22 protein-coding genes are annotated in these 23506 nt (G+C 65.5%); 9 read left to right on the top strand and 13 right to left on the bottom strand.

Going from position 1 to position 23506, the window contains the following annotated elements; genetic code table 11:
- Positions 1 to 185 precede the first annotated feature (185 nt).
- Positions 186 to 1163, top strand: a complete 978-nt coding sequence (locus WG923_RS26025; RefSeq protein WP_340353934.1) for a Bug family tripartite tricarboxylate transporter substrate binding protein — start codon at positions 186 to 188, stop codon at positions 1161 to 1163.
- Between the two features lie 1697 nt (positions 1164 to 2860).
- On the opposite strand, the gene dmpG is transcribed toward WG923_RS26025, so the two are convergent.
- Genes dmpG through WG923_RS26075 form a run of 10 tightly spaced genes read right to left on the bottom strand, consistent with a single transcriptional unit; the run spans position 2861 to position 12177 of the window.
- Positions 2861 to 3934 (bottom strand): 4-hydroxy-2-oxovalerate aldolase, encoded by a 1074-nt coding sequence (gene dmpG / locus WG923_RS26030; protein WP_340353935.1) that lies wholly within the window; start codon positions 3932 to 3934, stop codon positions 2861 to 2863.
- A complete protein-coding gene (locus WG923_RS26035; protein WP_340353967.1) occupies positions 3931 to 4887 on the bottom strand; it encodes an acetaldehyde dehydrogenase (acetylating) in 957 nt (318 codons plus the stop codon). Before WG923_RS26035 ends, dmpG begins: the two co-directional genes overlap by 4 nt.
- A 2-nt stretch (positions 4888 to 4889) precedes the next feature.
- Positions 4890 to 5657, bottom strand: a complete 768-nt coding sequence (locus tag WG923_RS26040) for a 2-keto-4-pentenoate hydratase (RefSeq protein ID WP_340353936.1) — start codon at positions 5655 to 5657, stop codon at positions 4890 to 4892.
- On the bottom strand, positions 5654 to 6460 hold the full coding sequence (mhpD, locus tag WG923_RS26045; protein WP_340353937.1) for a 2-keto-4-pentenoate hydratase: 807 nt from the start codon (positions 6458 to 6460) through the stop codon (positions 5654 to 5656). Before mhpD ends, WG923_RS26040 begins: the two co-directional genes overlap by 4 nt.
- 37 nt (positions 6461 to 6497) lie before the next feature.
- The gene (locus WG923_RS26050) at positions 6498 to 7454 is read right to left on the bottom strand and encodes a PDR/VanB family oxidoreductase (protein WP_340353938.1); all 957 of its coding nucleotides are present in this window, start codon (positions 7452 to 7454) and stop codon (positions 6498 to 6500) included.
- Between the two features lie 11 nt (positions 7455 to 7465).
- Complete coding sequence (locus WG923_RS26055) at positions 7466 to 8338, bottom strand: alpha/beta fold hydrolase (protein WP_340353939.1); 873 nt, start codon at positions 8336 to 8338, stop codon at positions 7466 to 7468.
- A gap of 10 nt (positions 8339 to 8348) precedes the next feature.
- A complete protein-coding gene (gene mhpB / locus WG923_RS26060; protein ID WP_340353940.1) occupies positions 8349 to 9302 on the bottom strand; it encodes a DODA-type extradiol aromatic ring-opening family dioxygenase in 954 nt (317 codons plus the stop codon).
- An 8-nt stretch (positions 9303 to 9310) separates the two neighbouring features.
- Positions 9311 to 10315 carry a Bug family tripartite tricarboxylate transporter substrate binding protein gene (locus tag WG923_RS26065; RefSeq protein WP_340353941.1) on the bottom strand — a complete coding sequence of 335 codons (1005 nt, stop codon included), beginning with the start codon at positions 10313 to 10315 and terminating at the stop codon, positions 9311 to 9313.
- A gap of 9 nt (positions 10316 to 10324) precedes the next feature.
- Positions 10325 to 10831: an aromatic-ring-hydroxylating dioxygenase subunit beta gene (locus tag WG923_RS26070; RefSeq protein ID WP_340353942.1), complete on the bottom strand. Its 507-nt coding sequence runs from the start codon at positions 10829 to 10831 to the stop codon at positions 10325 to 10327.
- Positions 10828 to 12177 (bottom strand): aromatic ring-hydroxylating oxygenase subunit alpha, encoded by a 1350-nt coding sequence (locus WG923_RS26075; protein WP_340353943.1) that lies wholly within the window; start codon positions 12175 to 12177, stop codon positions 10828 to 10830. The genes WG923_RS26070 and WG923_RS26075 overlap by 4 nt, the downstream gene beginning before the upstream one ends.
- A gap of 117 nt (positions 12178 to 12294) precedes the next feature.
- On the opposite strand from WG923_RS26075, the gene WG923_RS26080 reads away from it, so the two are divergent.
- From WG923_RS26080 to WG923_RS26095, 4 genes are all read left to right on the top strand, one after another.
- The gene (locus tag WG923_RS26080) at positions 12295 to 13218 is read left to right on the top strand and encodes a LysR substrate-binding domain-containing protein (protein WP_340353944.1); all 924 of its coding nucleotides are present in this window, start codon (positions 12295 to 12297) and stop codon (positions 13216 to 13218) included.
- A 685-nt stretch (positions 13219 to 13903) separates the two neighbouring features.
- Positions 13904 to 14404: a LysR substrate-binding domain-containing protein gene (locus tag WG923_RS26085; protein WP_340353945.1), complete on the top strand. Its 501-nt coding sequence runs from the start codon at positions 13904 to 13906 to the stop codon at positions 14402 to 14404.
- Between the two features lie 506 nt (positions 14405 to 14910).
- The gene (locus WG923_RS26090) at positions 14911 to 15120 is read left to right on the top strand and encodes a hypothetical protein (RefSeq protein ID WP_340353946.1); all 210 of its coding nucleotides are present in this window, start codon (positions 14911 to 14913) and stop codon (positions 15118 to 15120) included.
- Between the two features lie 198 nt (positions 15121 to 15318).
- Positions 15319 to 15795, top strand: coding sequence for a response regulator (locus WG923_RS26095; RefSeq protein ID WP_340353947.1), 477 nt, complete (start codon positions 15319 to 15321; stop codon positions 15793 to 15795).
- A 394-nt stretch (positions 15796 to 16189) separates the two neighbouring features.
- On the opposite strand, the gene WG923_RS26100 is transcribed toward WG923_RS26095, so the two are convergent.
- Positions 16190 to 17092, bottom strand: a complete 903-nt coding sequence (locus tag WG923_RS26100) for a LysR family transcriptional regulator (protein WP_340353948.1) — start codon at positions 17090 to 17092, stop codon at positions 16190 to 16192.
- A 54-nt stretch (positions 17093 to 17146) separates the two neighbouring features.
- Between WG923_RS26100 and WG923_RS26105 the strand changes: the two genes are divergently transcribed.
- The 4 genes from WG923_RS26105 to WG923_RS26120 are packed head-to-tail and all read left to right on the top strand — an operon-like array spanning position 17147 to position 21983.
- On the top strand, positions 17147 to 19981 hold the full coding sequence (locus tag WG923_RS26105; RefSeq protein ID WP_340353949.1) for a molybdopterin oxidoreductase family protein: 2835 nt from the start codon (positions 17147 to 17149) through the stop codon (positions 19979 to 19981).
- Positions 19978 to 20724: a 4Fe-4S dicluster domain-containing protein gene (locus tag WG923_RS26110; RefSeq protein WP_340353950.1), complete on the top strand. Its 747-nt coding sequence runs from the start codon at positions 19978 to 19980 to the stop codon at positions 20722 to 20724. Before WG923_RS26105 ends, WG923_RS26110 begins: the two co-directional genes overlap by 4 nt.
- Position 20725: 1 nt before the next feature.
- Positions 20726 to 21661, top strand: a complete 936-nt coding sequence (locus WG923_RS26115; RefSeq protein ID WP_340353951.1) for a dimethyl sulfoxide reductase anchor subunit family protein — start codon at positions 20726 to 20728, stop codon at positions 21659 to 21661.
- Positions 21662 to 21665: 4 nt separating this feature from the next.
- Entirely contained in the window at positions 21666 to 21983 is a 318-nt protein-coding gene (locus WG923_RS26120; RefSeq protein WP_340353952.1) for a nitrate reductase associated protein, read from the top strand.
- Positions 21984 to 22026: 43 nt separating this feature from the next.
- Here WG923_RS26120 and WG923_RS26125 read toward each other — a convergent pair whose 3' ends face one another.
- Together WG923_RS26125 and WG923_RS26130 are read right to left on the bottom strand one after the other, a co-directional pair.
- Positions 22027 to 22344, bottom strand: a complete 318-nt coding sequence (locus WG923_RS26125; RefSeq protein ID WP_340353953.1) for a RidA family protein — start codon at positions 22342 to 22344, stop codon at positions 22027 to 22029.
- A 100-nt stretch (positions 22345 to 22444) separates the two neighbouring features.
- A complete protein-coding gene (locus WG923_RS26130) occupies positions 22445 to 23389 on the bottom strand; it encodes a ketopantoate reductase family protein (RefSeq protein WP_340353954.1) in 945 nt (314 codons plus the stop codon).
- Positions 23390 to 23506: the final 117 nt, after the last annotated feature.

Here is a 23506-nt window from a genome sequence, read left to right on the forward strand (position 1 = left end):
AATTCTGCTAGTGCGTCCGCGCGCTGCACACCGCGAAAACCGAATTCGGGCTATTGATTTGTGCAATAGCCCTGTGCTGACAGGCACTTAGTTTGGAATTCGACTGGGTGGGCGGGTCGCGCTCACCACTGCTGCCATTGCGGCGGATACCGCCCCATGGCATCGTCGATTGCAGGAGACACATCATGAGAATTCCGCATCTCTTGCTTTCACTCGTGACTTTCGCGAGCCTGGCCCTGGTTGGCCCAGCGCGAGCCCAGGACGATTACCCGAATCGGCCGATCACCTGGGTGGTGCCGTTCGGGGCGGGTGGCGGCCCCGACACCGTCGCCCGAATGCTGGCGCCCAAGGTCTCAGCTCGCCTTGGTCAGCCGGTGGTGATCGAAAACCGTCCAGGCGCCGCTGGCACGGTCGGTGTGGGGCTGGTAGCCAATGCCAAGCCAGACGGTTACACCATCGTGCAGGGCACGAACGGCACCCACGGCGTGGCGCCGGTGCTTTATCGAAGACTGAGCTATGACCCCGTTCGTGACTTCACCGGAGTCACGCGGCTGACGAGCGTCGGTTTTCTACTGATGGTGCCTGCCACGTCCCCCATCATGAACCTGCAGCAGTTCATCGCCGATCTCAGGACTCACGCAGATACGCGCACATTCGGCACCTCCGGCAATGGCAGCATCCCCCACATTGCTGCGGAATCGTTTGCGGCAGCCACCAATACCACCGTCCGCCATATTCCGTACAAGGCCGTGTCGGGTGCTCTGAATGACGTGCTTGGCGGCCGGCTCGACTTCATGATCGACAGCACGACCAACTCCTACGGCTTGGTGAAGGGGGGAAAGTTGCGGGCGCTGGCAGTTCTCACGGCAGCGACGCGCGCCTTCCCTCCCGAGGTACCGACGCTTCAATCCGTGGGCATCCACAATTTCGACGTTTCGGGCTGGGATGCAATCTTCGTCCCGGCCGCCACCCCGCGGCCGGTGGTCGCGAAGCTGAACCACGCCATCACCGAGGCGCTTGGTGATCCGGAAATCGTCAAGGCGATGGCCGAGAAAGGCCTTAGCCCCGTTCCCACGAGCGTGGAGCAAACCGCTGAATTCTTGCGCAACGACCTGCCACGCTGGGCTGAGGCTACGCGTCGGACCGGCGCCCGCGCGGACTGACGTCGTTCATACCTCGCCTTTGCCATTCGCTACTGCGGGAGGCGAGGTGATAGCGCCTGCACCTTGGCGTGCGGCTGCTCGCGCTGGCTCCCGGCACACCCTGGTGAGAGCACGGTCTCGCAGGAGTGGCCAACACGACGGATGCCGCGCTCGGATCTGCAGCCGTATGCCGAGCGTGACCGCGGCCATTCTGACCGGTGTGTAGGTCACTCTTCAAACTTGCCGGTGCGCGCACTCGTGGTACGTGAACCCGGCGGTCCTCTGCCTTGCGCGCTCGTGTGCGTCAGTTCGCTCGCCGGTACGCCTGCACGGCGCGGCCGCTGAGCAGATCCGACGCAAGCTTCTGTCCGGGTGTCTGCCGTCTCTCGGCGCCCCCGCGACGGGATCGGGCACGAACAGCTCTTCGCGCTCCCGTTCTTCGAACCACTGGTTCTGGCGCATGGGTGAAACGGCGCAGGAATGCCTGGTCAAGCAGGTCGGCGCGCAGCAGCTCGTCCCAAAAGACCATGAGAGGGCGACATCCATCGCCGGCGCGCGACCGGCGCATCGGACCGCTGCGCACGGCCGAAAGCGGCGGCGCGACAACCCAGCGAGGCGCCGTGCAGCCGGCGGGTGCCATCGAGGCGTCCGGCCCCGGGTCCGCGCAGGGTGTCACGAGCGGTTCACCTCGCCCGACGGCAACCTGCATCCGATGCTGGAGGACGCCCGGTCGACCATAGGCGCAACGGGGAGCACGCCGCGACCTCCTATCAGCGGCGACGGTCCGCACCGCTTAGCCGCTCCCGAACGTAGACGTGTGTCTGGTTTCAGGGGCCGTGCCTGGCACCAACACCGCCCGGATGCTGCTCCCGACCCGCAGCAGAGCATACGAACTTCACAGCGTGATCTCACCTTGCAAGACCCGAACGGCCAGGCGAGACCGGAGCGGCATTCGCCTTCTGACGTAAGAGCCAGGTGATGGGCCGTCACAGGGAATGAACTGGTCGACCCGGCCTCAGCAGGCGTCGCCCCGCTCTCAACCCCGATAGCGCACCAGCCTCGTCCGGTTGATGCCGAACACGTCCAACAGCCGGTCGATGGTCAGCTCCTGACGATCGCGGGGTCGTGCTGCAGTGCTCCGCGCGCGTCTCTTCCTCTCTGGTCAGGCGCTGCGCGGGGTGGCATCCAGCCGTCGCCCGGAGCGCGACTGCCAGCGCTACGTGAGCTGATGTTGCTCACCGGCGCGCGCGCTCCCGATTCACGACGATCGCCGACTTCGGCCGGGGAAAACGGGACGGCGATCCGCAACGTGTGCCGCCAGTTCGTCGTCCTCTGCGGCGACCCGAAACGATCGTCTCGTGCCGCGCGGGCTGTCGCCCTCGTGGGTACGGAGTAGCGTGCCTGCGGAGCCGCCGTGGTCAGCAAGCCTGACTGAGCACGGAAGTATTGGCAGTGAGGAACTGCCGTTGCAGCCCCTTGCGTGACCGGCCAGCGCGGGCGGCACGGCGCGCGGGTGTGGATCCGCCCGGCCCAGGCGACGGAGCCGGCGCGTGAAGCAGATGTCGATGGTGCCCGAGTGGCGGCCCGGTCAACATCCGCGACGACATCCCTTACGTCCGTTCTCAATGGAAAAGGCAAGACGGACTCGTCGCTCATGAAGCATGCCGATGCATCGCTCAAGCCCTCGGCGTCCACGCGCCCGGCTTCGGCCTTGGTTATCAGGAATTGCGCTGCGCGGTCCGATCCTGCAATTCAGGACCCTCCGCAAACGTGCGATCCGACCCGACCTGCAGGAGGTCCAGTGCAACGTCCACGATCATGTCTTCCTGGCCACCCACCATCTTGCGGCGACCCAGTTCGACCAGGATGTCAACAGTCTTCAGGTCGTAGCGCTTGGCCGCGATCTCCGCGTGACGCAGGAAGCTGGAGTACACGCCAGCGTAGCCGAGCGCCAGCGTCTCGCGGTCCACACGCACGGGGCGATCCTGCAGCGGCCGCACGATGTCCTCGGCGGCGTCCATCAGGCGGTAGACATCGCAGCCATGCTTCCAGCCCATGCGGTCGATGGCGGCGATGAACACCTCTAGCGGCGCATTGCCCGCGCCCGCGCCCATGCCGGCCAGGCTGGCGTCAACGCGGTAGCAGCCTTCCTCCACCGCGACGATACTGTTGGCGACGCCCAGGCCCAGGTTGTGGTGCGCGTGCACGCCCAGTTGCGTCTCGGGCTGGAGCACCTCCTTGAAAGCGCGGAAGCGGTCGCGCACGTCGCGCATGTTCAGCGCGCCGCCGGAGTCCACCACGTAAATGCAGGTGGCGCCGTAGCTTTCCATCAGCTTGGCCTGTTGCGCCAGCGCGTGCGGCGGCGTCATGTGGCTCATCATCAGGAAGCCCACGGTGTCCATGCCTAGCTCACGCGCGTACTCGATGTGCTGCTTGGAGACGTCAGCTTCCGTGCAGTGTGTCGCCACGCGCACGATGCGCGCGCCGGCATCGTAGGCATCGCGCAGGTCGTGGCGCGTGCCGATACCGGGCAGCAGCAGCGTCGCAACCTTGGCGTTCTTCACGGTGGAGGCCACCGCTTCGATCCACTCCAGGTCGGTGTGGGCGCCGAAGCCGTAGTTGAAGCTGGAGCCTTGCAGGCCGTCCCCGTGGGCAACCTCGATGCTGTCCACGCCGGCGGCATCGAGTGCGGCCGCGATGGCCTTAACCTGCGGGATCTTGTACTGGTGGCGGATGGCGTGGCTGCCGTCGCGCAGCGTCACGTCGGAGATGTAGAGCTTACGGTCCTTCATGCTGCGTTCCTCGCGGTGTTGGCCTCGATGCGCCGGCGGGCGATTCGCTCGCCGCAAGCAAGCGCCGCGGAAGTCATGATGTCGAGGTTGCCGGCATAGGCGGGCAGGTAATGGGCCGCGCCCTCCACCTCCAGAAACACCGAGGTCTTGAGGCCGTGGCACGGCCCGATACCGGGCACGTTCAGCGCCGCGTTCGCCGGGACCGCCTCGAACTGCACCTTCTGTTTGAGCCGGTAGCCGGGCACGTAGCCCTGTACCAGCTTCACCATGGCCTCGATGCTGGCTTCCACCTTGGCCTGGTCGGCCGGCGCTGACAGCACGAACACGGTGTCGCGCATGATCAGCGGCGGCTCGGCCGGGTTCAGCACGATGATGGCCTTGCCGCGCTCGGCGCCGCCGAGCTTCTCGATGGCCAAACGGGTGGTTTCGGTGAACTCGTCGATGTTCGCGCGTGTGCCGGGGCCGGCGGACTTGCTGGAGATCGAGGCCACGATTTCCGCGTAGTACACCTTGGCCACGCGCGAGACCGCCGCGACGATGGGGATGGTCGCCTGGCCGCCGCAGGTGACCATGTTGATGTTGCACGCGTCCACCGCCTCCAGGTTGATCGGCGGGATGACGTACGGGCCGATTGCCGCTGGCGTGAGGTCGATCACCTGCACCCCGTGGCGGCGCAGGATCTCGTCGTGCTTCTTGTGCGCAGCCGCCGAGGTAGCGTCGAAGGCGACGTCGATCTCGCTGAACACTGGCAGCTTCAGCAAGCCCTCGATGCCTTCGGACGTGGTCGGGATGCCCAGGTGCTGCGCGCGCGCCAAGCCGTCGGAGGCGGAGTCCACGCCCACCATCGCGCCCATCTCCAGGTACTGCGCGTTGCGCACCACCTTGATCATCAGGTCGGTGCCGATGTTGCCCGAGCCGATGATGGCGACCTTCAGTTTCCTGCCTTTCGCCATCATCAATCCCCCACGAGAAAGCCAGCACTGCCCAGGCTTTCCATCTCGATGGAGACGTACTGGCCTGGCTCGATCCATTCGGCGGCGGTGGCGCCGCCGGCCATCACCACCCAGCCCGCCTGCAGCGGCTCGCCGGCGGCGGCCGAGAGACGCGCGGCCGCTACCAGCGAGCGCAGCGGCTGGCCGAGGATGGCGGCTGTGGAGCCAACCTGAACCACGCGGCCGTCGATGGACAGCGTCAGGCCCAAGTTGGCGAAATCCCGCTGCGGGCTGCACCAGGGGCCGATCACGTAGCCACTGGAGGAAGCGTTGTCGGCTACGACGTCCTGTAGACTGAACTTGAAGTCGCGGTAGCGAGAATCGATGATTTCGATCGCGGGCGCCACGGCTTCCACCGCAGCCAGAGCCTGGACCGCCGTGACAACACCGGCCAAGGGCTGCTTCAGGATGAAGGCAATCTCGGGCTCGGCGCGCGGGTGCACGTAACGCGCGAACGAGGTCTTGCCACCTTCCTCCACTTGCATGCCGCTGGTCAGGCGCCCCCAGATCACGTCGTCGATGCCCATCTGGACCATCTTGCTGCGGCTGGTGAAACCCATCTTCACGCCGGTACGTTTCTCGCCGCGGGTCACGCGCCGCTGTACGGAAGCGGTCTGCACGGCGTAGGCGTCGGCCAGCGACAGCATGCCCTTGGGGTCGATCTGGTCCACCGCCTGCGCGCTGAGAGCGGCCTCGTCGAGAACGGTCGCGAATTCGTTGATGGTGCTCATTGCTTGCCTTCCGCAGGTGCGGCGTCGAAGACAGCCTTGACGTTGCCTAGGCCGTTGATGCGTGTCTCGAAGATGTCACCGGGCTTCACGGCCGCCATGGGGCCGAGAGCGCCGGACAGCACCAGGTCGCCGGCGCGCATGGGCGAGCCGACGCGCGCCATCTTGCGCGCGAGCCACAGTACCGCGTTGAGCGGGTTGCCCAGGCAGGCCGCACCGGCGCCGGTGGACACCGGCTCGCCGCGCAGCGTCATTGCCATGCCGCACATGCGCAGGTCGAACTCCGACAGCTTTCGCGGCGAGCTGCCCAGCACGTAGGCAGCGGAGGACGCGTTGTCCGCCACGGTGTCGACGAACCTGATGTTCCAGTTGGCGATGCGGCTCCCGACGATCTCTAACGCGGGCAGGGCATACTCGACGGACTTCATCACGTCCACCATCGTAGGTTCGGGCGACTCGATGTCGCGGCCGATGACGAAGGCGATTTCGGCTTCGATCTTGGGCTGCTCCAGCACGCTCACCGGCACCGGCTCGGCGTCGCCGTAACCCATGTCGTCGAACAGGGTGCCGAAGTCGGGCTGGTCCACGCCCAGCTGCGCCTGCACCGTGCGCGCGGTGAGGCCAATCTTGCGGCCGACAATGCGGCGGCCCTCGGCCAGTCGCCGGTTGGTGTTGATCTTCTGGATGGCATAGGCGCTAACCGCGTCAATGCCCGGGTAGATCTCCCGCAAGGGCGCAATCCATTCTCCGCTTTGAGCCGCCTTGCGCAGTAGGGCTGCCGCTTCTGCATGCTGGTCTGGAGTCATTTTCGACAGAGTGTTGAGAGTGATCGGAGGGTGCGAATCAGAGATCCAGCACGAGCAGCGGGGTGCTCGCCCGCGAACAACACGGAGTAAAGGCAGCGTTGCGCTCCTTCTCCTCGGCGCTGAGACAGATATCGCGGTGATCGCACTCGCCGGCTAGTACCCGCGTGACACACGTACCGCAGAACCCCTGCTCACAGGACGTCATGATCTCAATTCCGGCGGCGGCGAGTGCCTGGACGGCGGTGCGTTCGGCGCCAACGACGATCTGCTGTCCAGTGCTCGCGATCTGGATGATGAACGGGCGGTCGCCATATGCACCCTGCGGCTCGGCGCCGAAGTACTCTGCGTGCACCTGGTCGGGAGCGAACCCTCCTCGCTCGGCCCCCCGACGGACGTGCTCGATGAAGCCGCTGGGACCGCAGACGAAGATGCCAACGCCCGGGGTGGGCGCACCTATGGCGGCCTCGACACTGAACTTCTGCTCCGGCGGACCGTCGTCGAAATGGTAGTGCACGCGATGCGCAAAACGCGACGCAGCCAGCTCTTCCCGGAATGCGGTGCGCGCTGGTGAGCGGGCGCAGTAATGGAGGGAAAAGTCGCAATCCAACTCACAAAGGTGTTTGGCCATGCTGAGCAGTGGCGTAATGCCGATTCCACCGGCGAGCAGCACGCTGCGCTGTTCATGCTGCAGCGGGAACGTGTTCCTCGGCGTGCCGATCGTGACGATGTCGCCGACATGGAGCTGCTCGTGCACGGCGATCGAGCCACCGCGGGACCCAGGCGCGCGCAGGACCGCAATGCGGTAGTCGCCCTTCTCGTTGGGGCCGTTGCACAATGAATACTGCCGCACGTGGCCGCCCGGTAGGTACACGTCGATATGAGCGCCGGGCGAGAACGGCGGCAGCGTCCCGCCATCCGCGCGCACGAGCCGCAAGCTCGCGATGTCAGGCGCCTCTTCCCAGCGGTCCAAGACTTTGGCGGTGAGCAAGGTCATCGGCTTCCGCCCTAATTCAGGGTCATGAGGAATCGCTGCACTTGGGCGACGACGCCGGCGGGGTTGTCTTCCATCAGCGCGTGACCGCCCGCGATCTCGACGACCTCGACCCGGTCGTTGATCGTGCGGAGCTTGTCCACAGTCTCCGCAGCAAACATGTCTGACTGCGCGCCTCGCACGAACAGGGCGGGCATGCGTAGGTCGCGCACCATGGCCCAGAGGTCCACCGGTGAGGGCGCAGCCGAGCCAGTCGCCAGCATTCGGCGGAATGAGTTGCGGAAATGCAGGTCGCGCTTGAGGACCCAGCCGCCCGGTGACCGATGCAGGAACTCTTCCCATCGGGCGCGCAACGGCGAGCCGACAGGAACGTTCTCGTGGCCGTGGTAAGCCATTGCGTGATCAACCGACGTGAACAGATCGGGTTGCTCGCCAATCCGCTCGGCAACCTTGCGCCGGCCTGCAGCCGCCACATCGGGCGCGAAGTCGAGGCAGACCAGGCCGCGCACGCGTTGCGGCTCCCAAGCCGCGGTCACCAGGCAGATCCGGCCGCCCATCGAGTGTCCTACCAGCACGGCGTCCATCCAGCCAAGATGGTTCAGGACCGCCACGATGTCGCAAGAGAAGTCCTGCAGTTCGTAGGCGCCGGCGTCACTGCAAGTCGAGTCACCGAAGCCGCGCAGATCGATGGCAACGACTTCGCGATCACGGCAAAGGTCGCCGGCGATCTGGATCCAGTCGTACGAGAAGTACGACAGTCCGTGCGCGATGAGCACCGGCGGCCTCGCTGTGCGCACGCCAAAGCGGCGATAGAAGACCTCCACCTCACCGGACCGAACGGTGCCGGTTGTGTGGGGGGCGAGGGAGAATGCTGATTGGTCGTTCATGGAAGCTGTTTCAGGCATGCCCCGTCACGACGCCCATGCCAGTCAACCACTCGGGGATCACCTTGTAAAAGCGCTGCTGTGCTTTCAGTTCGTGCGGCGCGGCCAGCGCCCGGGCAGCCGCGGAGCCGGCAAACCAGGTGCGCACCTCGTGGCCGCCGTAGCCCGCTCGTGTGTCCAGTTCCTCGTCGGTAATCGCATCCAGCGCCTGCACATCCCACGCGGTGATCCTGCCGAGGAACCAGGCATCCCAGGCGGGATCCGGCGGTAGGCAGGGACCGGTCCCGTCGACTAGTTCGGTGGCCGCCTTCATCACGCGCGCTTCTCGCATGCCCAGTTCCTGCGCGCTGGGAACGGCACGCCGGATCAGCCGCTTCGCGAGCTCCTCCGAAGCGGTACCCAGCCGCGGTGTGGGCGGGTCGTGCGAAAGGCCGCCCGAGCCGACCACTGCGACACGCCGCAGTCCACGATCCAGGAGGAAACGGCCGACTTCCGTGCCAAAGGCTCGGGAGCGTCGCAGGGTCGGTCGCGGATCGGCGGCACAGTTGACGAAGATCGGCAGCACCGGGTAGCGGTCCAGGGCGCCAGCAATTTGGAGAAGGGAAACCGTCGATCCGTGATCGACTTTCATCTCGTGCGAGATCGCGGTGTCGAACTCGTGCCGATGCAGGTGCCTGACACACGCGAGGGCCAAGTCGGACGGCACCCGCAGGGGGCCACCGGGGATGCCCCAGTCGTGGGTGCCCTCCGCCTTGACACCAATGCAGAAGGAAGGCATGAGGTCGTAGAAGAAGCCGTTGAAGTGGTCCGGGCCGAAGCACACCACCACCTCGGGTTCGAAGCGGGCGAGCTCCTGCGACACCCGCTGCATCGTTTCCATAAACGCCGCCTGCGCGCCCGCATGCGTTTCCCGCATGTTCTTGCGCATCAGGGGGCTGTGAGAGCACAGGATCAGTTGCACGTTCATCGCTTGTCCTATTCGCCCCTGATGTTGGCTGCGCGCGCGACCGCCTGCCAGCGCGAAACGTCCCTGCTTATGTAGCCGCGCAGCGCGGTCGGCGGCATGTAGTCCGCGACCATGCCGAGCTTCGCCATGGTTTCCGCGATATCGGGCAACGCCAGCACTGCCTTGAGCTCTCCCGTGAGCTTCTGCACCACTGATGGCGGCGTTCCGTTGGGGGCCAGCAGCGCGTACCACAGTGGGACGTCGAAGCCGGGCGCGCCCTGTTCCGCCACCGTGCGCACCTCCGGCATTGCCGGGTCGCGTGTCTCCGTGGTCACCGCGAACGCACGGATGCGACCTACCTTCACAGGCTGTAGGGCAATGTTGATCGGCATGAACATCAGGTTGGTCTGGCCGCCCAGCAGGCTCGTGTTGGCTTCGCCAGCGCTTCGGTGAGGCACGTGCACGACCTCGACACCAAAAGCGCGTTTGAACAATTCCATTGCGAGATGCTGCGGAGATCCGACGCCTGTAGAGGCATAGAAGAACTTGCCCGGATTCCGCTTCAGAAGCGCGACCAGTTCCGGCAGCGAGCTGGCCTTGATAGTGGAATTCACGACCAGCGCCATGCCGCTTCTGGCCATCATCGCGACCGGAGCCAAGGACTGAGGGTCGTAACCTGCACTCGACACCGCCGGGTTGATGGTGAAGGTGTTCACCACCGACAGCAGCGTGTAGCCGTCGGGCGACGCGGCAGCGACCCTGCGCACGCCAATGTTGCCGCTGGCGCCGACCTGGTTGTCAATGATGATGGGCTGCCCGAGACGGTCGGACAGATGTCTGCCCACCGCGCGGGCGAGCACGTCCACGCCGGTGCCCGCGGTGTATGGGACCACCAGCTTGATCGGCGCATGCGGATAGCTCTCCTGGGCTGGCGCCAGCCCCACGGCGGCTACGATGGCCACCGCGAAAGCGCCTCTTGCAAGTCGGTTGGCCGAGCGCACCAGCACTCCGCCCCAAGACGGCAGAACCATCATCAGCTACTCCTAAAGGACAAATGTCAGGTTCTCGATCGCCACATCGCGGTTCAGGAGCACCATCTTCTTAAGCGCGATCTTCCAGTCACCGCCAGGCTGCAGCCGGTAGCGATGCTCGCAGCGGGCAGCAAAGCTTCGCTGCTGCCCGAGCCCGAGCTGGCGGTAGTCGGCGGTGCCCGCTCGAATCTCATAGATGATCTGGTTGGACAGCACCACAGCCTCTTCTTCTGCAGACTGCTGCACCTGCACGTTGCTCACCAGGTGAATTGTTCGAGACGCCGGCTCCTGCGCGTGTGCGCGGGTCTCCAGCAGGCGGTAGACGCGTTCGCGGCGGCGCAGGCTGTTGTCGCAGATCAGGGCGACGGTGCGACCCGGCTGCGCGTTCTCGTCAATCGGCAGCCAGTAGAGAGCGTCTTCCATGAAGAGCGCCATCCATTCGGTCAGGCGATAGTCGTCGATGAGGGCTGCTTCATGGTGCAGCCAGGATTCCGCCTGGGCACGATCGACGGCGTTCATGCGCATGCCTCCTTGGTGCTGGTTTCGCAGGCGTGGGACGCGTTCGCCGCTGCCATCAGCTCGAACCACTTGCGATGGAAGGCCCGCTGGGGGGTTTCGTCGCTGGGATGGCCCTGGCGTGTGCCGTCCGGGAGAATTTGCTCCCGCTGCAATCCCCGGTCCAGCCTCAGCCACTGCATCTCGCCGGCTTGGAGACCGACCTGGTTCATCGCGAACATCTCCACGTCGTCCGGCGAGCCAAAACTGGCCGGACCAAAGAAGCGTTCGTAGCCGTCGAAGCGCTCCTGGTTGTACGCTTCGGGCACGCCGTCGAGGTCGTAGAACTGCAGCGTGACTTCTGTGCGGTCCACCGCCAGCGGCTGAACCACGCGAATCTGGTCCAGGAGCACGCCAAGGTTAGGAAAAATCCAGAGGTTGTACTGCGGCATGATCTTCAGCAGCCGTTCCGGCGTGTAGGCACCGTCCATCAGTTGCATGTAATGAGCGTGCGGCCCCCGCCGCATGGCGTCTAGGCCGCCACCCGGTAATGGGTACTCCAGGATGCCGTGACCGTTGGCGAAGCCGAGCGTGCGACCTTCCTCCCGCCGCTGCATGATCTTGGCCATGTCCGTCTCGGCATAGTTGCCATGCTGACCGCCCTCATTGCCAAAGCGGCCCATGATCTTCCAGAACGATTGGTGGACGAAGTTGCCGTGGTAGCCATCGGTGGAGTTTTCGGCCTGGAACTTCCAGTTGCCCTGGTACAAAGCACGATGCGTTCCGCGCTGCACCGAGATTCGGCCGACGGGAGAGTGATCGATCTGGTGATCCAAGTAGGGCAACACGGGAGCCAGATGCTCGGTTAGGCTCGGACCAACGAGGGCCATCGAGGCGAAGATGAAGCCGCGGTAGCTCTCCACGCGCGCCACCTGCTGCAAGCCCAGTGAGCTGGCATCCACGCCCGAGGGATATCCCCCCGCCCGCATAGAAATGGCATTGAGACTGCCGTCGACGCGGTAAGTCCAGCCGTGATACTTGCAGGTAAAGAGCTTGGTGTTGCCCTGGCTCTCGCGGCATACTGCGCCGGCACGATGCCGGCAACGGTTCAACATGACGTGGATGCGACCATCCGAGGCACGCGAGACGATCACCGGGCGCAGTCCGATCTGGGTGGTCTTGTAGTCGCCCGCTTGGGGAACTTCACTCTCATGGGCGACGTACACCCAGGTCGTGCCGAAGATGCGGTCCATCTCCGCTGCGAAGAGGGCCTGGTCGGTGTAGATGGCGCCGTCGACCCGGAAATCCGTGGGCGAGTGAACCAGCATCTCAGCGACTGGACGCGTTTCGTGCTTGTCTCGTGTGCTCATGTCTTACATGCTTGAAAATGGGTCCGGCGCACCGGATGGCGAGCACGATACTGACCACGGCCGGCAAGCGGTAGACGCCTTGCGGTTGTTGACCGATAACCAGAAGTTGTGACCCTGATGAAATCGCACCTCGACCGGCTTCGCTTTCGCCACCTCCTGATGCTGGAAAGCCTCGGCGAAACCCGCAGCTTGCGAAAGACGGCAGAACAGCTGGGCCTCACACAGCCCGGATGCTCCAAGCTGTTGCGTGAACTGGAGCTGGAACTTGGAACCGTCCTCTTCGAGCGCACGCCGGCCGGAGTTTCGCCCACGCCATACGGGGAAGTGATGCTGCGGACAGCTCACTTGATCATCGCGCAAGCGAACTCGGCGCTCCAGGAGATGGAGACTCTCGCGGGTGGCTCGTACGTGCGAGTTCGCGTCGGCATGTTCGGAGTCGCACTGTCAGGCTTCGTCGCGGAAGTGGTCCAGAAGATCCGGGCCGCAAGCTCCAGCACTCTGGTTGCGTTGGAAGAGGGAAGCGCGGAGCTGCTCCTTGCTGCATTGCGCAAGGGGGACTTGGAGTGCGTCATCGGACGCGGCGGCCAGGGCGGCGCGGTTGGCGGGCTCCGGCAAGTGCCCTTGTTCTTCGAGAACGTTAGGGTGGTTGCCAAGCCTGACCACTGCTTGGCCCGGAGAAAAGGGATTTCACTCGCGCAGCTGGCGCAGCTCAATTGGGTGTTGCCTGCCCCCGGCACGGTTCTGAGGCAGCGCCTCGAGACCCTTTTTGCGCAGCAGCGCCTGCCGATGCCCCGCTGTTACGTGGAGTCCTCGGTCTACACGACCAACCAGGCGCTGCTTCCCCTCGGCGACGGAGTCATGCTGTTTCCCGAGCGCCTGGCCAGCACGCTGGAGACATCCGGGACGCTGTCCATCCTGGACGTTCCCCTGCCTTTGGAGCTGCCAGCGGTCAGCCTGTGGCTGCGCGATGCCGCAGCCTTTGCTCCGGCCGTGGACAGCTTTATCCGCGAGGCTAAGTCAGTGGCAGTGAATTGGTCCTGAGTGCCCGCCGACCGGCGGCGGCTCCTCCGTTCCGGCGATGCAATGTCGAATCGCATTTCCCGGTTGGCCGGGCACGGTCACGGTGAAGACACCGAGCGCGGGGTGACCCCGCTGGCCGAAGGCGTCGCAACGACCCGTCGCCTGAGACAGGTTGGTGCGCAGGCGTTTGCGGCGGCACAGCGGGGCAGTGCCCCTGCACGGGCTCGCTTGTTTCCTCGACCACCGCGGTGCGGAAGGGGCCGTTCCGCTTCTTGCTCCCGAATCTCGCCGGACGTCATCGCGACTGGCCAGCATCGGACAGTTCGTGGCGCGCAGCGGCACGCGGTTGCCCGGCTGCAGCCAAAACTGGTTCACCAGCACGCCGGAGATCTGATTGGCCTGCTGGAACTGCGCACAAGTCCACTGCACGGGCTCGCTAACGCTGCAGCACCTCTCGCTCCGGCCCTCGTTCCGGCGGATGCGAATGGCGGCAACATCGCCAACCATGCGGCCGCATTGGCGACCTTGCGGACGACTGCGGCGACGGTCACGTTGGAATGCCTGCGCCAGGCCTGGTCCGGCCTAGTCTCCGCAGGAGGTACCCGTCGGCGCCGTGCCGCGGGGACCCTTCCGCCCTGGGGCACGAGAACATCACTCGCTTGAAGATTGACCGGTTCAAGCGCTTGCAGCTTCATTCGCGCGGGCCATGCAGGTGTGCGTCATCGGTACTTGCGCTCGCGAGCCTGCACTGCACGCAGACGCGTATGCACTCAGCGGCAAGATCGCCCAGTTCGGCCAGGACGAAGCCGAGGTTCTCGATCGACTGCGCCGAAACGGAGCCGTCCTGCAGGTCCATGGCGCTGCGGGCCACCAACTGGCCCAAGGCGCCAACGCCCAGGTGGACGCGAAGGACGGACAGGCGTTCTCCAAGCGCGTGTCGGGGAACCTGAACGTGAACCACGCCGACTCGTTGGTGGAGGCCGCAATCGCTGGCATGGGCATCGTCATGATCAGCAACTTCATCGCGGTGAATGCGATCACAGGCGGGCAACTCAAGCCGATCCTCATCGACTACGTGGCGCCTGGACCGAAGGTCTATGTGGTGTACCCGCCAACGCGCGTAGCGTCGCTGAAGTTGCGGGCTTTCATCGAAGCGTTGGACCAGGCTGTTTCCGGGGTGGATCAAGCCTTCGATCGAAGGGCCTAGCGCGACGCCCTCGCAGGCTGGAACGCACGCCGCGCCTTCCTTCACGGCGTGTTCTGTCCACCGTGCCATTCGGTATGGCTGCAGGCTCATGCTCGAAACTCATTCCCTCTGGCCACGGCAGCTGAAGCAACTGTCGAAGCACGGGCAGTTGCAACTCCCATCGCAAGTTCCTATTTGAGGTCAAGGTGCCGGATGCCCGCATTTCAGGCCGTGGTGGCGGCGGCGCCGGTCCGCCGAGAACAGCGGGCCCGGTGCGATGCTGGTTTTCCGCGACAGCACGAGCCGGTGCAGCTGCAGCGCGTCCACGTCCTCCGGCAGTCCGCCCAAAGGAAGTAGCCTCCTTCCGGCTGGCTGTTCCGCGTTCAGTCCGGGAAGTCCCTCGCCGCGAGTCGCAGGTCGTTGCTGCTGCGCTCAGCGCCTGTTCGCGCCCATGGTGTCCTCCTCACCATCGCGAGTGCCAGGCCCATGCCGCGCTCACCCCGACGGAGGTGTAGAGCTTGCCGTCCTTGACGGAGGTCGCATTCGTGCCGGCCTCGTTGGCCAAGGCGCTGGTGCGCATCGGCGAGCTGCCGATCCGCCAGCCGCCCTACCGCTCGGGCACCTCCACCACGCGCGCGGTCTGGCACCAGCGCAACGAGCACGACGTCGCACATGCCTGGCTGCGCGAACAGGTGGCGCAGGCGGCACGCGGCGCCGCGGGGGGGGCGGAGGAGTGAGCGTGAATGCGCGGGAACGCCTGGCCTGCAGGAGGTCGCGGCCCACGCGGGTGCGGCATGAAACGCTTGCAGCGTGCGCTTGCACAGAACTGCCGGGCTCCCCAGAAACGGCCTATTCCGATACGGAATTGACGACTCCGATCTTTTCATGATGCCGTGAGTACCTGCCACGTTCGTCGCAGTCCACCATCGGCAGCGATGGAAAAAAAGACGACGACCCCTCGACCTCAGGCGGCGGAGCGTTCGCCAGATGTGCCCGCCAGCGTGCACGCGCACACGCTCTCCGGTCTTCACATCCTGGTGGTGGACGACATTGAAGTGAATCAGCTGCTCGCACGCGGCATGCTGCTGCGGCTCGGATGCACCAGGGTCACCATCGCCGCCAATGGGCTCGAAGCCCTTGCCGCATGTGGCGCGCAGCGATTCGATCTCATACTGATGGACTGCCAGATGCCCGAGATGGATGGCCTGGAAGCGACACGCGTGCTGCGCGCCCGCGGAGTGGACACACCCATCATTGCGCTCACCGCAAGCGGCATTGCAGGTGTCCGGCAGGGCTGCGCCTCGGCCGGAATGAACGATTTCCTCGCCAAGCCGGTGGAGCTGCAATCCTTCGCCGAAACGCTGCACCGCTGGCTGGCGCCGCCGCCACCGTCGCGCGGGGACGAGCCCTAGCTCCGCCTCTCGATCCTGCGTGCCAGCGCGCTGCCACACTCACTTGCCGCAGTGCTCGCGGCCCATCCGGAGGTGACATCGCCGCGGCGTGCTCTCCCTGTCTGGCGAGACGCAGCGGCCAAGGAAGCGGTCGGTGAAACCCTCGCCCGCTGGTGCGGCTTCGCCACGATCGACTTGGGAAGCGTCGCGGCCGCAGCGCTTGCAGCAATTCCGATGCGGCGTGCTGCCGGCGCTGAATGTGGTCAAGTCCGGGGCGAGCCTTGCATCGGGCCCAAGCAAGGTGGGCCAGCTCGCCCGCGCCTGCCGATCGCCTCAACCATCCCGGACAGGGTGGTGCAGGCTCTCGGAGGAGCGAAGCTCCGATGGCCGTCCCTCCGCGCCACCGAGCACTGACTCATCTGACAGACTGCAGGCAGTGCTGCACAAAGGCGCGCGAGGCGCTTCCGAGCTGCTTGGCACGGTGTACGACGACCGCCAGAGTCCGGCGCATCGGTGGCAAGGGTGTCTTCAGCTCCACCAGCCAGCCGTTCGCCACGGCGTCCAAGACTGCGTGATGTGACAGGCACCCCAGCCCCAGCCCGGACGCCACCGCCCGCTTCACGGCTTCGTTACTCCCGAGTTCGAGCCCGACGTCCAGCTGCGGCAAGTTTTCGATCAGCCAGCGATCCGCGGCATCTCGTGTGCCTGAACCTGGCTCGCGCAGGATCCAGCTCGCCTGTGCGAGCCGGGCCAGCGTCACACGCTCGGCGGCCAGAGGATGCGCGGGCGAAGCGACCACGACGAGCTCGTCGGTGCGCCAGCGCCGCACCAGCAAGTCCGGATGCGTGCGCTGGCCTTCGATGAATCCCACGTCGACGGCGAACGAGGCCACAGCGTCGAACACGTCTTTGGTGTTGGAGATGTCAAGCCGCACCTGGCCCCTTGGATTCAGGCGCTTCCACTGCACGATCAGGTCGGGCAGCAGGTATTCGCCCACCGTGTAGCTGGCCGCGAGCCGCAGCGGTGCGGCATGCGCTTCCTTGAACAGCGACTCGGCTTCCAGCGCCTGTTCGACCAGGCCGGCGGCGCGCGGGAGAAGGGCCCGCCCGTTCTCATTGAGCATCAGCTTGCGCCCGACACGATCGAACAGCTGCACGCCCAGCGCCGTTTCGAGTTCGGCCAGCGCACTGCTGGCGGCGGACTGGGAGCGGGCCACCTCGCCCGCCGCCGACCGCACGGAGCCGCCGCGCGCGATGGCGGCAAAGACTTCCAGTTGCGCCAGCGTGAGGCGCACCCTCTGATCGGTTTTTCCGTTCACGTAGCGCAGGATTATCCGCTATCGCTGGTTATATCCAAATTCTAGGATGCGCGGATGTTCAAGTTCCTCGCGCGCGCCCCCCTGCATGACCCTGCCCAGAGCGATACAGCACGTACCGAGGTGAAGACCACGACCTGCTACATGTGCGCGTGCCGCTGCGGCATCCGCGTGCACCTGCGCGATGGCGAAATTCGCTACATCGACGGCAACCCCGAGCACCCCCTGAACAAGGGCGTTATCTGCGCCAAGGGCAGTTCCGGGATCATGAAGCAGAAGTCCCCCGCACGGATCACGCAGCCGCTGCTGCGCAAGTCTGGCTCTGACCGCGGTGCCGGCGAGTTCGAACCGATCTCCTGGGAGCGCGCCTTCACGCTCCTGACGGAGCGCCTGGCGCGGTTGCGCGCCACGGATCCGAAGAAGTTCGCCCTGTTCACCGGCCGCGACCAGATGCAGGCGCTGACCGGCCTGTTCGCGCGCCAGTTCGGCACGCCCAATTACGCGGCGCATGGCGGGTTCTGCTCGGTGAACATGGCCGCCGGCATGATCTATACGGTGGGGGGCAGCTTCTGGGAGTTCGGCGGCCCGGATCTCGACCGCGCGAAGTTGTTCGTGATGATCGGCACCGCCGAAGACCACCACAGCAACCCGATGAAGATCGCCATCAGCAAGTTCAAGCGGGGTGGTGGTCGCTTCATCTCCATCAACCCGGTGCGCACCGGCTATTCCGCCATCGCGGACGAGTGGATCCCGATCCGCCCCGGCACGGATGGCGCGCTCTTCATGGCACTGCTGCACGAACTGATCGGCGCCGGTCTTGTCGACCGTTCGTTCCTGCAACGGTACACGAACGCACCGCAACTTGTGGTGCTGGACGAGGGCGAACGCGAGGGGTTGTTCGCGTTCGATCCTGCCGCCGGGCCGCCCGGCGACGGTCGCAACCCCCACAACAAGCTCGCCTGGGACCTCACGATCGGCGGCGCCGTCGCGGCCTATCCGCAGGGTGTGGAAGACGGGCGCGTGCTGGCGATCGAGGGCCACTTCACTCTGCCGGACGGAACGCGCGTGGCGCCCGCCTTCCAGCTGCTGCGCGAGCGCGTGGCGGCGACGACCCCGGAATGGGCCGAGGCCATCACCGGCATCCCGGCCGAGCGCATTCGCAAGCTGGCAGGGGAGATCGGCGAAACGGCCCTGACGGGGGGCTACGAGCTGCCCATCGCGTGGACGGATGCGTGGGGCAAGCGGCACGAGACCACCCAGGCGCGGCCGGTTGCGTTCCACGCCATGCGCGGCCTGGCCGCGCACTCGAACGGCTTCCAGACGGTGCGTGCGCTCGCGGTCCTCATGAGCGTGCTGGGCACCATCGATGCACCGGGCGGCTTTCGCCACAAGGCGCCCTATCCGCGCCATATCGTGCCGAACTACCGCGCGTTCAACGATCCGGCGATGGTCAAGCCCAACACGCCGCTGAATGCGGCGCCGCTGGGCTTTCCGGCTTCGCCGGAGGAACTCGCGGTGCACGAGGACGGCACGCCGCTGCGCATCGACCACGCGTTCTCCTGGGAGCACCCGCTCTCGGCCCACGGCTTGATGCAGAACGTGATCACCAACGCGACGCGCGGGGACCCGTACCGCATCGACACCCTGCTGATCTTCATGGCCAACATGGCATGGAATTCGACCATGAACACGACGGCCGTGCGGGAAATGCTGAATGCGAGGGACAACAAGGGCGAGTTCAAGATCCCGTTCCTGGTCGTCTGCGACGCCTTCCAGAGCGAGACGGTCGCCTTCGCCGACCTGGTGCTGCCCGACACCACCTATCTCGAACGGCATGACGTGATGAGCATGCTGGACCGGCCGATCTCCGAGTTCGAGGGGCCGGTGGATTCCGTGCGCGTGCCCGTCGTGCCCCCGAGCGGCAACTGCAAGCCGTTCCAGGAGGTCCTGATCGAACTGGCTTCGCGCCTGAAATTCCCGGCGTTCACCAACGCGGACGGCACGCGCAAGTTCAGGGACTACCCGGATTTCGTCGTCAACTTCCAGTCGCAGCCCGGGGTCGGATTTCTGATGGGGTGGCGCGGCAAGGACGGCACCGAGCACCTGCGCGGTGAGCCAAACCCGAAGCAGTGGGAGATGTACGCGCGGAACAACTGCGTATTTCAGTACCACATGCCGGAGGACCAGCAGTTCATGCGCAACTGGAACCGCCCCTACCTGGACTTCGCGATGCAGAAGGGCTGGCGCCAGAAGAACGACCCGGTGCAGCTGGCGATCTACTCGGACACGCTGCAAAGCTTCCGGCTCGCGGCGCAGGGTAAGACGCGCGGCCGCCAGCCGCCCGATGCGCTGCGCGGGCGCATTGGCGAGTATTTCGATCCGCTGCCCTTCTGGTATCCCCCGCTGGAAGACGCCTGCACCGACCCGAAGGAGTATCCGCTGGCCGCCATCACCCAGCGTCCCATGGCGATGTACCACTCCTGGGATTCGCAGAACGCGTGGCTGCGCCAGATCCACAGCCATAACTACTTGCACGTGAATCCTGCGACGGCGCTGGCCGCGGGCATCGCCGACGGCGGCTGGTGCTGGGTCGAAAGCAAGTGGGGCCGGGTGCGCTGCATGGTGCGGCACAGCGAAGCCGTCGAACCCGGCACCGTGTGGACGTGGAATGCCATCGGCAAGGCCAGCGGCGCCTGGGCGCTGGCGCCGGACGCGGACGAATCGCGCCTGGGCTTCCTGCTCAATCACCTGATCACCGAGGAGCTGCCTTTCGGCTCCGGCCGCATCAGCAATTCGGATCCCGTGACAGGCCAGGCCGGCTGGTACGACGTGCGGGTGCGCATCCGCCCCGCCGCGCCCGCAGACCATACCCAAGCCGAGCGAAACGCATGAACACCGCCGAACCCGAGGTGACCCTGGCCAAGCAGCTGGCCCTGGTGATCGACCTGAACGTCTGCGTGGGCTGCCATGCGTGCGTGACCTCGTGCAAGGAGTGGAACACCTCCGGGGCGGCGGGGCCGCTGACGGACCTTCATGCGTACGGCGCCGGCCCGACCGGGACGTTCTTCAACCGCGTCCAGACCTACGAGGCGGGGACATTCCCGGCCACCGAAACCATCCACTTCCCCAAGAGCTGCCTGCATTGCGAGGAGCCACCATGCGTGCCGGTGTGCCCCACGGGCGCCAGCTACAAGCGGGCGGAGGACGGCATCGTCCTGGTCGATTACGACAAGTGCATCGGCTGCAAGTACTGCAGCTGGGCCTGTCCTTATGGCGCGCGCGAGTTCGACGAAGAACGCAAGGTGATGACCAAGTGCACGCTGTGCGTCGACCGCATCTACGACGAGCTGTTGCCTCCGCAGGACCGCAAGCCGGCCTGCGTGAAGGCGTGTCCGACCGGGGCCCGCCTGTTCGGGGATGTCAAGGATCCAGCCTCGGAAGTGTCCAGGGCGATCCGGGACCGCGGCGGCTATGCCCTGATGCCCGAATGGGACACGCAACCGGCCAATCAGTACCTGCCGCGCAAGGTGACCACTGCCGCTCCGCTCGGACCCGGGCAGGCGGCACGCCCGGCCACCGTGGACGAACTCAAACCGCAGCTGGCGCAGGTGTCCGCCGCGACGACGGAGCGTTGACATGCATCCTTCCTGGTCCATCCTGCTGTTCACCACGACCGCGGGGCTCGCACAAGGATTGGTCGTCGCGCTGGCACTTGCATGCCTGCTGGGGGCCGTGCCGCATGCGGCCTTCCTGGCCGCAGCATTGACCGCCGCGACCGGGCTGCTGGTGACGGCCTTGGCGGCGTCGTTCTTCCACCTCGGGCATCCACGGCGCGCCTGGCGCGCGGCGCTGATGTGGCGCACTTCCTGGATGTCGCGCGAGGTGATCGTGCTGCCGGTGTTCATCGCCCTCGTGGCCGGCTGGGCCGCAGCCACGCTGTTCGCAGCGCCCGCGACGATCACGCATACCTTGCTGCCGCTTGCTGCGCTCGTGCTTGCGATTGCGCTCTGGTACTGCACGGCGATGATCTACGCTTGCCTGCGCTTCATCCAGGAATGGGCGCATCCGCTCACGATCGTCAATTACACCCTGCTCGGGCTTTCCTCCGGGTTGATACTGGCCGGCGCGCTGGCGGTGCCGGGCGGCGAGTCGGAGCTGCAGGCCTTCATGACGCCCTGGGCCCTGGCGGTAACGGTGCTGGCATGGGGCACGCGAGCGCAGGCGCTGCGGCGCAATGCTGCATTAAGGCCGAAATCCACCTTGCAGTCGGCCACCGGCATCCGCAGCACGCCTCTGGTGCAAAAGTCGATGGGAATGTCCGCCGGATCGTTCAACACGCGCGAGTTCTTCCACGGCGTGCGGCCGTTTGTCTTGAGGCGCACGCGCATCATGTTTCAGATGCTCGCGTTCGCCGCTCCGCTGGTCCTGGTCGGCCTGGCTTCCTTCCGCGGAACGGGTGGTTTGTGGTTGCTCGCCGTCCCGGTGCAGTTCGTGGGCCTGCTCGCGGAACGTTGGTTCTTCTTTGCCCAGGCACGCCATCCGCAGAACCTGTATTACCAGTCCGTGTCCTGATCCCATGCAGCCGGATCGCGTCCTCGATTTCGAGCCTGAAGAGGCCCGCAAGCTCCGGTGGCTGCCCTTGGCAGTTCGCTTCAAACTTGACAAGTGTGGGCTGAAGCTCGGGCTGCAGCAGTGGCAGGCGCTCGACCTATGTCAGCGCGAAGCACTGGTCCGACGGCCGCCCGGCGACCTGTTCGAGCAGCGGGTGTTGGAGCTCGTGCCGGCCGCTCGCAGGTTCGCGGCCGCAGGGCTGCAGGCGCCGCTCGCATTCGACGAATACGTGATTGCGAAGCGCACCTCGGCCGCAACATCGTGCAAGCGTCCGGCGGGATGACTTCGCAAATGCAAGCTCGTCGAGCAGAGCTCGCCTGCAGACTCTACGGCCCTGCCAACGCGACGCACTCCACCTCGATATCGAATGAACCGGCGGCACCAGGAACAACGAAAAGCTCCGGGACTTCAGCCGGGAAGTATTGCTTGCAGAGAGCACTGACGGCCGGAAACACCCCGGCTGACGTGCAATGGACACTGCAGGCGAGGACCCGCTCCAGCGACGATCCAGCTTCCTCCAGGCAGCGCTTGACCTGTTCCAGTACCATGGTCGTCTTGTCTTCAACGGAAGCGTCGATTCGTGTCAGTGGGGAGATGGGCGGCATCACTGACACATAGACGACTTCATTGATGTATCTCACCATCCAGTGGGGTTCGTCCCATCGCGCGGCGTACGCCGCAAGGGTCCCGGACCGGGTGAGTTCCTGTGGCACTGCTGGAGTCATTCCAAACTTCGTCTGACTGCTATTGGCTGGCCGGCGCGACCGGCGTGCTACGTCCTTGGCTGTGAACCGACAGGATATCGAGCACAGCGCGGTTGCACGGGGTATCGACGCCCAGGCGCTGTCCGCGATGTACTACATCTCCGCTCAGCCACTCGAGCTCCAGCCGACCGTGACGCTCCAGATCGCCGAGCATCGACGAGCTCATGCTGGCCGGAAGCGTGTCGATGAAGTCGAGGCGGTTTCTCGCGTAACCCGGCGCCAGATCGATCCCCTGTGCCCTGCCGACCTCAACGACCTCCTGCATCAGGTCGTGCAGGAACGAGCGCGCTCGCGGATCGCTGCGGATCGGGCCGATCGGCGTGCGGGCAAGGCTGGTGGTGCCGGAGAGTCCCACCAGGAAGACATACTTCTCCCATATCGTTCGCTCGACGGAAGCGTCGACCGACACATCGATCTTGGCCGCCAGGCAGGCGTCGCGGAATTGACGGACACGCGCGCTGGTTGTTCCATCGTATTCACCAAACACCAGCTTTTGCATGGTCCCCGTATGGCGAATCAGGCCCGGTTCGACAACGGACGCAGCGATATAGCAGGCTCCTCCGACCACATGGCTGGCGCCCAGAATGTCCCTCAGGATGTCGTCCTTGAGCACGCCGTTCTGGAAGGACACGACCGCCGTGTTCTCCCCCATGACCGGGTGAAGCAGGCGTGCCGCCCCTTCGGTGTCCCAGAGCTTCACCCCGAACAGCACGAGGTCGACGGGACCAAAGTCCGCTGGATTGCTGGAGGCTGAGACGCTGGGAAGGTGAAGGTCTCCCAGAAGGCTCTCGACCCGGAGACCGGAAGACTGCAGTGCCTCCAGGTGTGGGCCCCGCGCGACGAACGAAACATCACAGCCGGATTGCGCGAGGCGGCCTCCAAAGTACCCGCCAACACCCCCAGCCCCCATCACCAAGATTCGCATTCAGGATCTCCGTTCACGCGCACCGTCAGTCGCTTTCGGTTCGGCCTTCGGCCGGATTCGACAGTGCGCGAGGTACCCGACAAGGCCTGAAGGCACTGTATGGCTTTCGGTGTGTCG

The organism is Ramlibacter sp. AN1133 (genome assembly GCF_037890035.1).
In the GTDB taxonomy this organism is placed as follows: Bacteria; Pseudomonadota; Gammaproteobacteria; order Burkholderiales; family Burkholderiaceae_C; genus Ramlibacter.

What these genes read in the sequence shown, in the direction of transcription:
- WG923_RS26025 (WP_340353934.1), top strand. Translation starts at nt 186, where the DNA reads ATGAGAATTCCGCATCTCTTGCTTTCACTCGTGACTTTCGCGAGCCTG.
- dmpG (WP_340353935.1), bottom strand. Translation starts at nt 3,934, where the DNA reads ATGAAGGACCGTAAGCTCTACATCTCCGACGTGACGCTGCGCGACGGC.
- WG923_RS26035 (WP_340353967.1), bottom strand. Translation starts at nt 4,887, where the DNA reads ATGGCGAAAGGCAGGAAACTGAAGGTCGCCATCATCGGCTCGGGCAAC.
- WG923_RS26040 (WP_340353936.1), bottom strand. Translation starts at nt 5,657, where the DNA reads ATGAGCACCATCAACGAATTCGCGACCGTTCTCGACGAGGCCGCTCTC.
- mhpD (WP_340353937.1), bottom strand. Translation starts at nt 6,460, where the DNA reads ATGACTCCAGACCAGCATGCAGAAGCGGCAGCCCTACTGCGCAAGGCG.
- WG923_RS26050 (WP_340353938.1), bottom strand. Translation starts at nt 7,454, where the DNA reads ATGACCTTGCTCACCGCCAAAGTCTTGGACCGCTGGGAAGAGGCGCCT.
- WG923_RS26055 (WP_340353939.1), bottom strand. Translation starts at nt 8,338, where the DNA reads ATGAACGACCAATCAGCATTCTCCCTCGCCCCCCACACAACCGGCACC.
- mhpB (WP_340353940.1), bottom strand. Translation starts at nt 9,302, where the DNA reads ATGAACGTGCAACTGATCCTGTGCTCTCACAGCCCCCTGATGCGCAAG.
- WG923_RS26065 (WP_340353941.1), bottom strand. Translation starts at nt 10,315, where the DNA reads ATGATGGTTCTGCCGTCTTGGGGCGGAGTGCTGGTGCGCTCGGCCAAC.
- WG923_RS26070 (WP_340353942.1), bottom strand. Translation starts at nt 10,831, where the DNA reads ATGAACGCCGTCGATCGTGCCCAGGCGGAATCCTGGCTGCACCATGAA.
- WG923_RS26075 (WP_340353943.1), bottom strand. Translation starts at nt 12,177, where the DNA reads ATGAGCACACGAGACAAGCACGAAACGCGTCCAGTCGCTGAGATGCTG.
- WG923_RS26080 (WP_340353944.1), top strand. Translation starts at nt 12,295, where the DNA reads ATGAAATCGCACCTCGACCGGCTTCGCTTTCGCCACCTCCTGATGCTG.
- WG923_RS26085 (WP_340353945.1), top strand. Translation starts at nt 13,904, where the DNA reads ATGCAGGTGTGCGTCATCGGTACTTGCGCTCGCGAGCCTGCACTGCAC.
- WG923_RS26095 (WP_340353947.1), top strand. Translation starts at nt 15,319, where the DNA reads ATGGAAAAAAAGACGACGACCCCTCGACCTCAGGCGGCGGAGCGTTCG.
- WG923_RS26105 (WP_340353949.1), top strand. Translation starts at nt 17,147, where the DNA reads ATGTTCAAGTTCCTCGCGCGCGCCCCCCTGCATGACCCTGCCCAGAGC.
- WG923_RS26110 (WP_340353950.1), top strand. Translation starts at nt 19,978, where the DNA reads ATGAACACCGCCGAACCCGAGGTGACCCTGGCCAAGCAGCTGGCCCTG.
- WG923_RS26115 (WP_340353951.1), top strand. Translation starts at nt 20,726, where the DNA reads ATGCATCCTTCCTGGTCCATCCTGCTGTTCACCACGACCGCGGGGCTC.
- WG923_RS26120 (WP_340353952.1), top strand. Translation starts at nt 21,666, where the DNA reads ATGCAGCCGGATCGCGTCCTCGATTTCGAGCCTGAAGAGGCCCGCAAG.
- WG923_RS26125 (WP_340353953.1), bottom strand. Translation starts at nt 22,344, where the DNA reads ATGGTGAGATACATCAATGAAGTCGTCTATGTGTCAGTGATGCCGCCC.
- WG923_RS26130 (WP_340353954.1), bottom strand. Translation starts at nt 23,389, where the DNA reads ATGCGAATCTTGGTGATGGGGGCTGGGGGTGTTGGCGGGTACTTTGGA.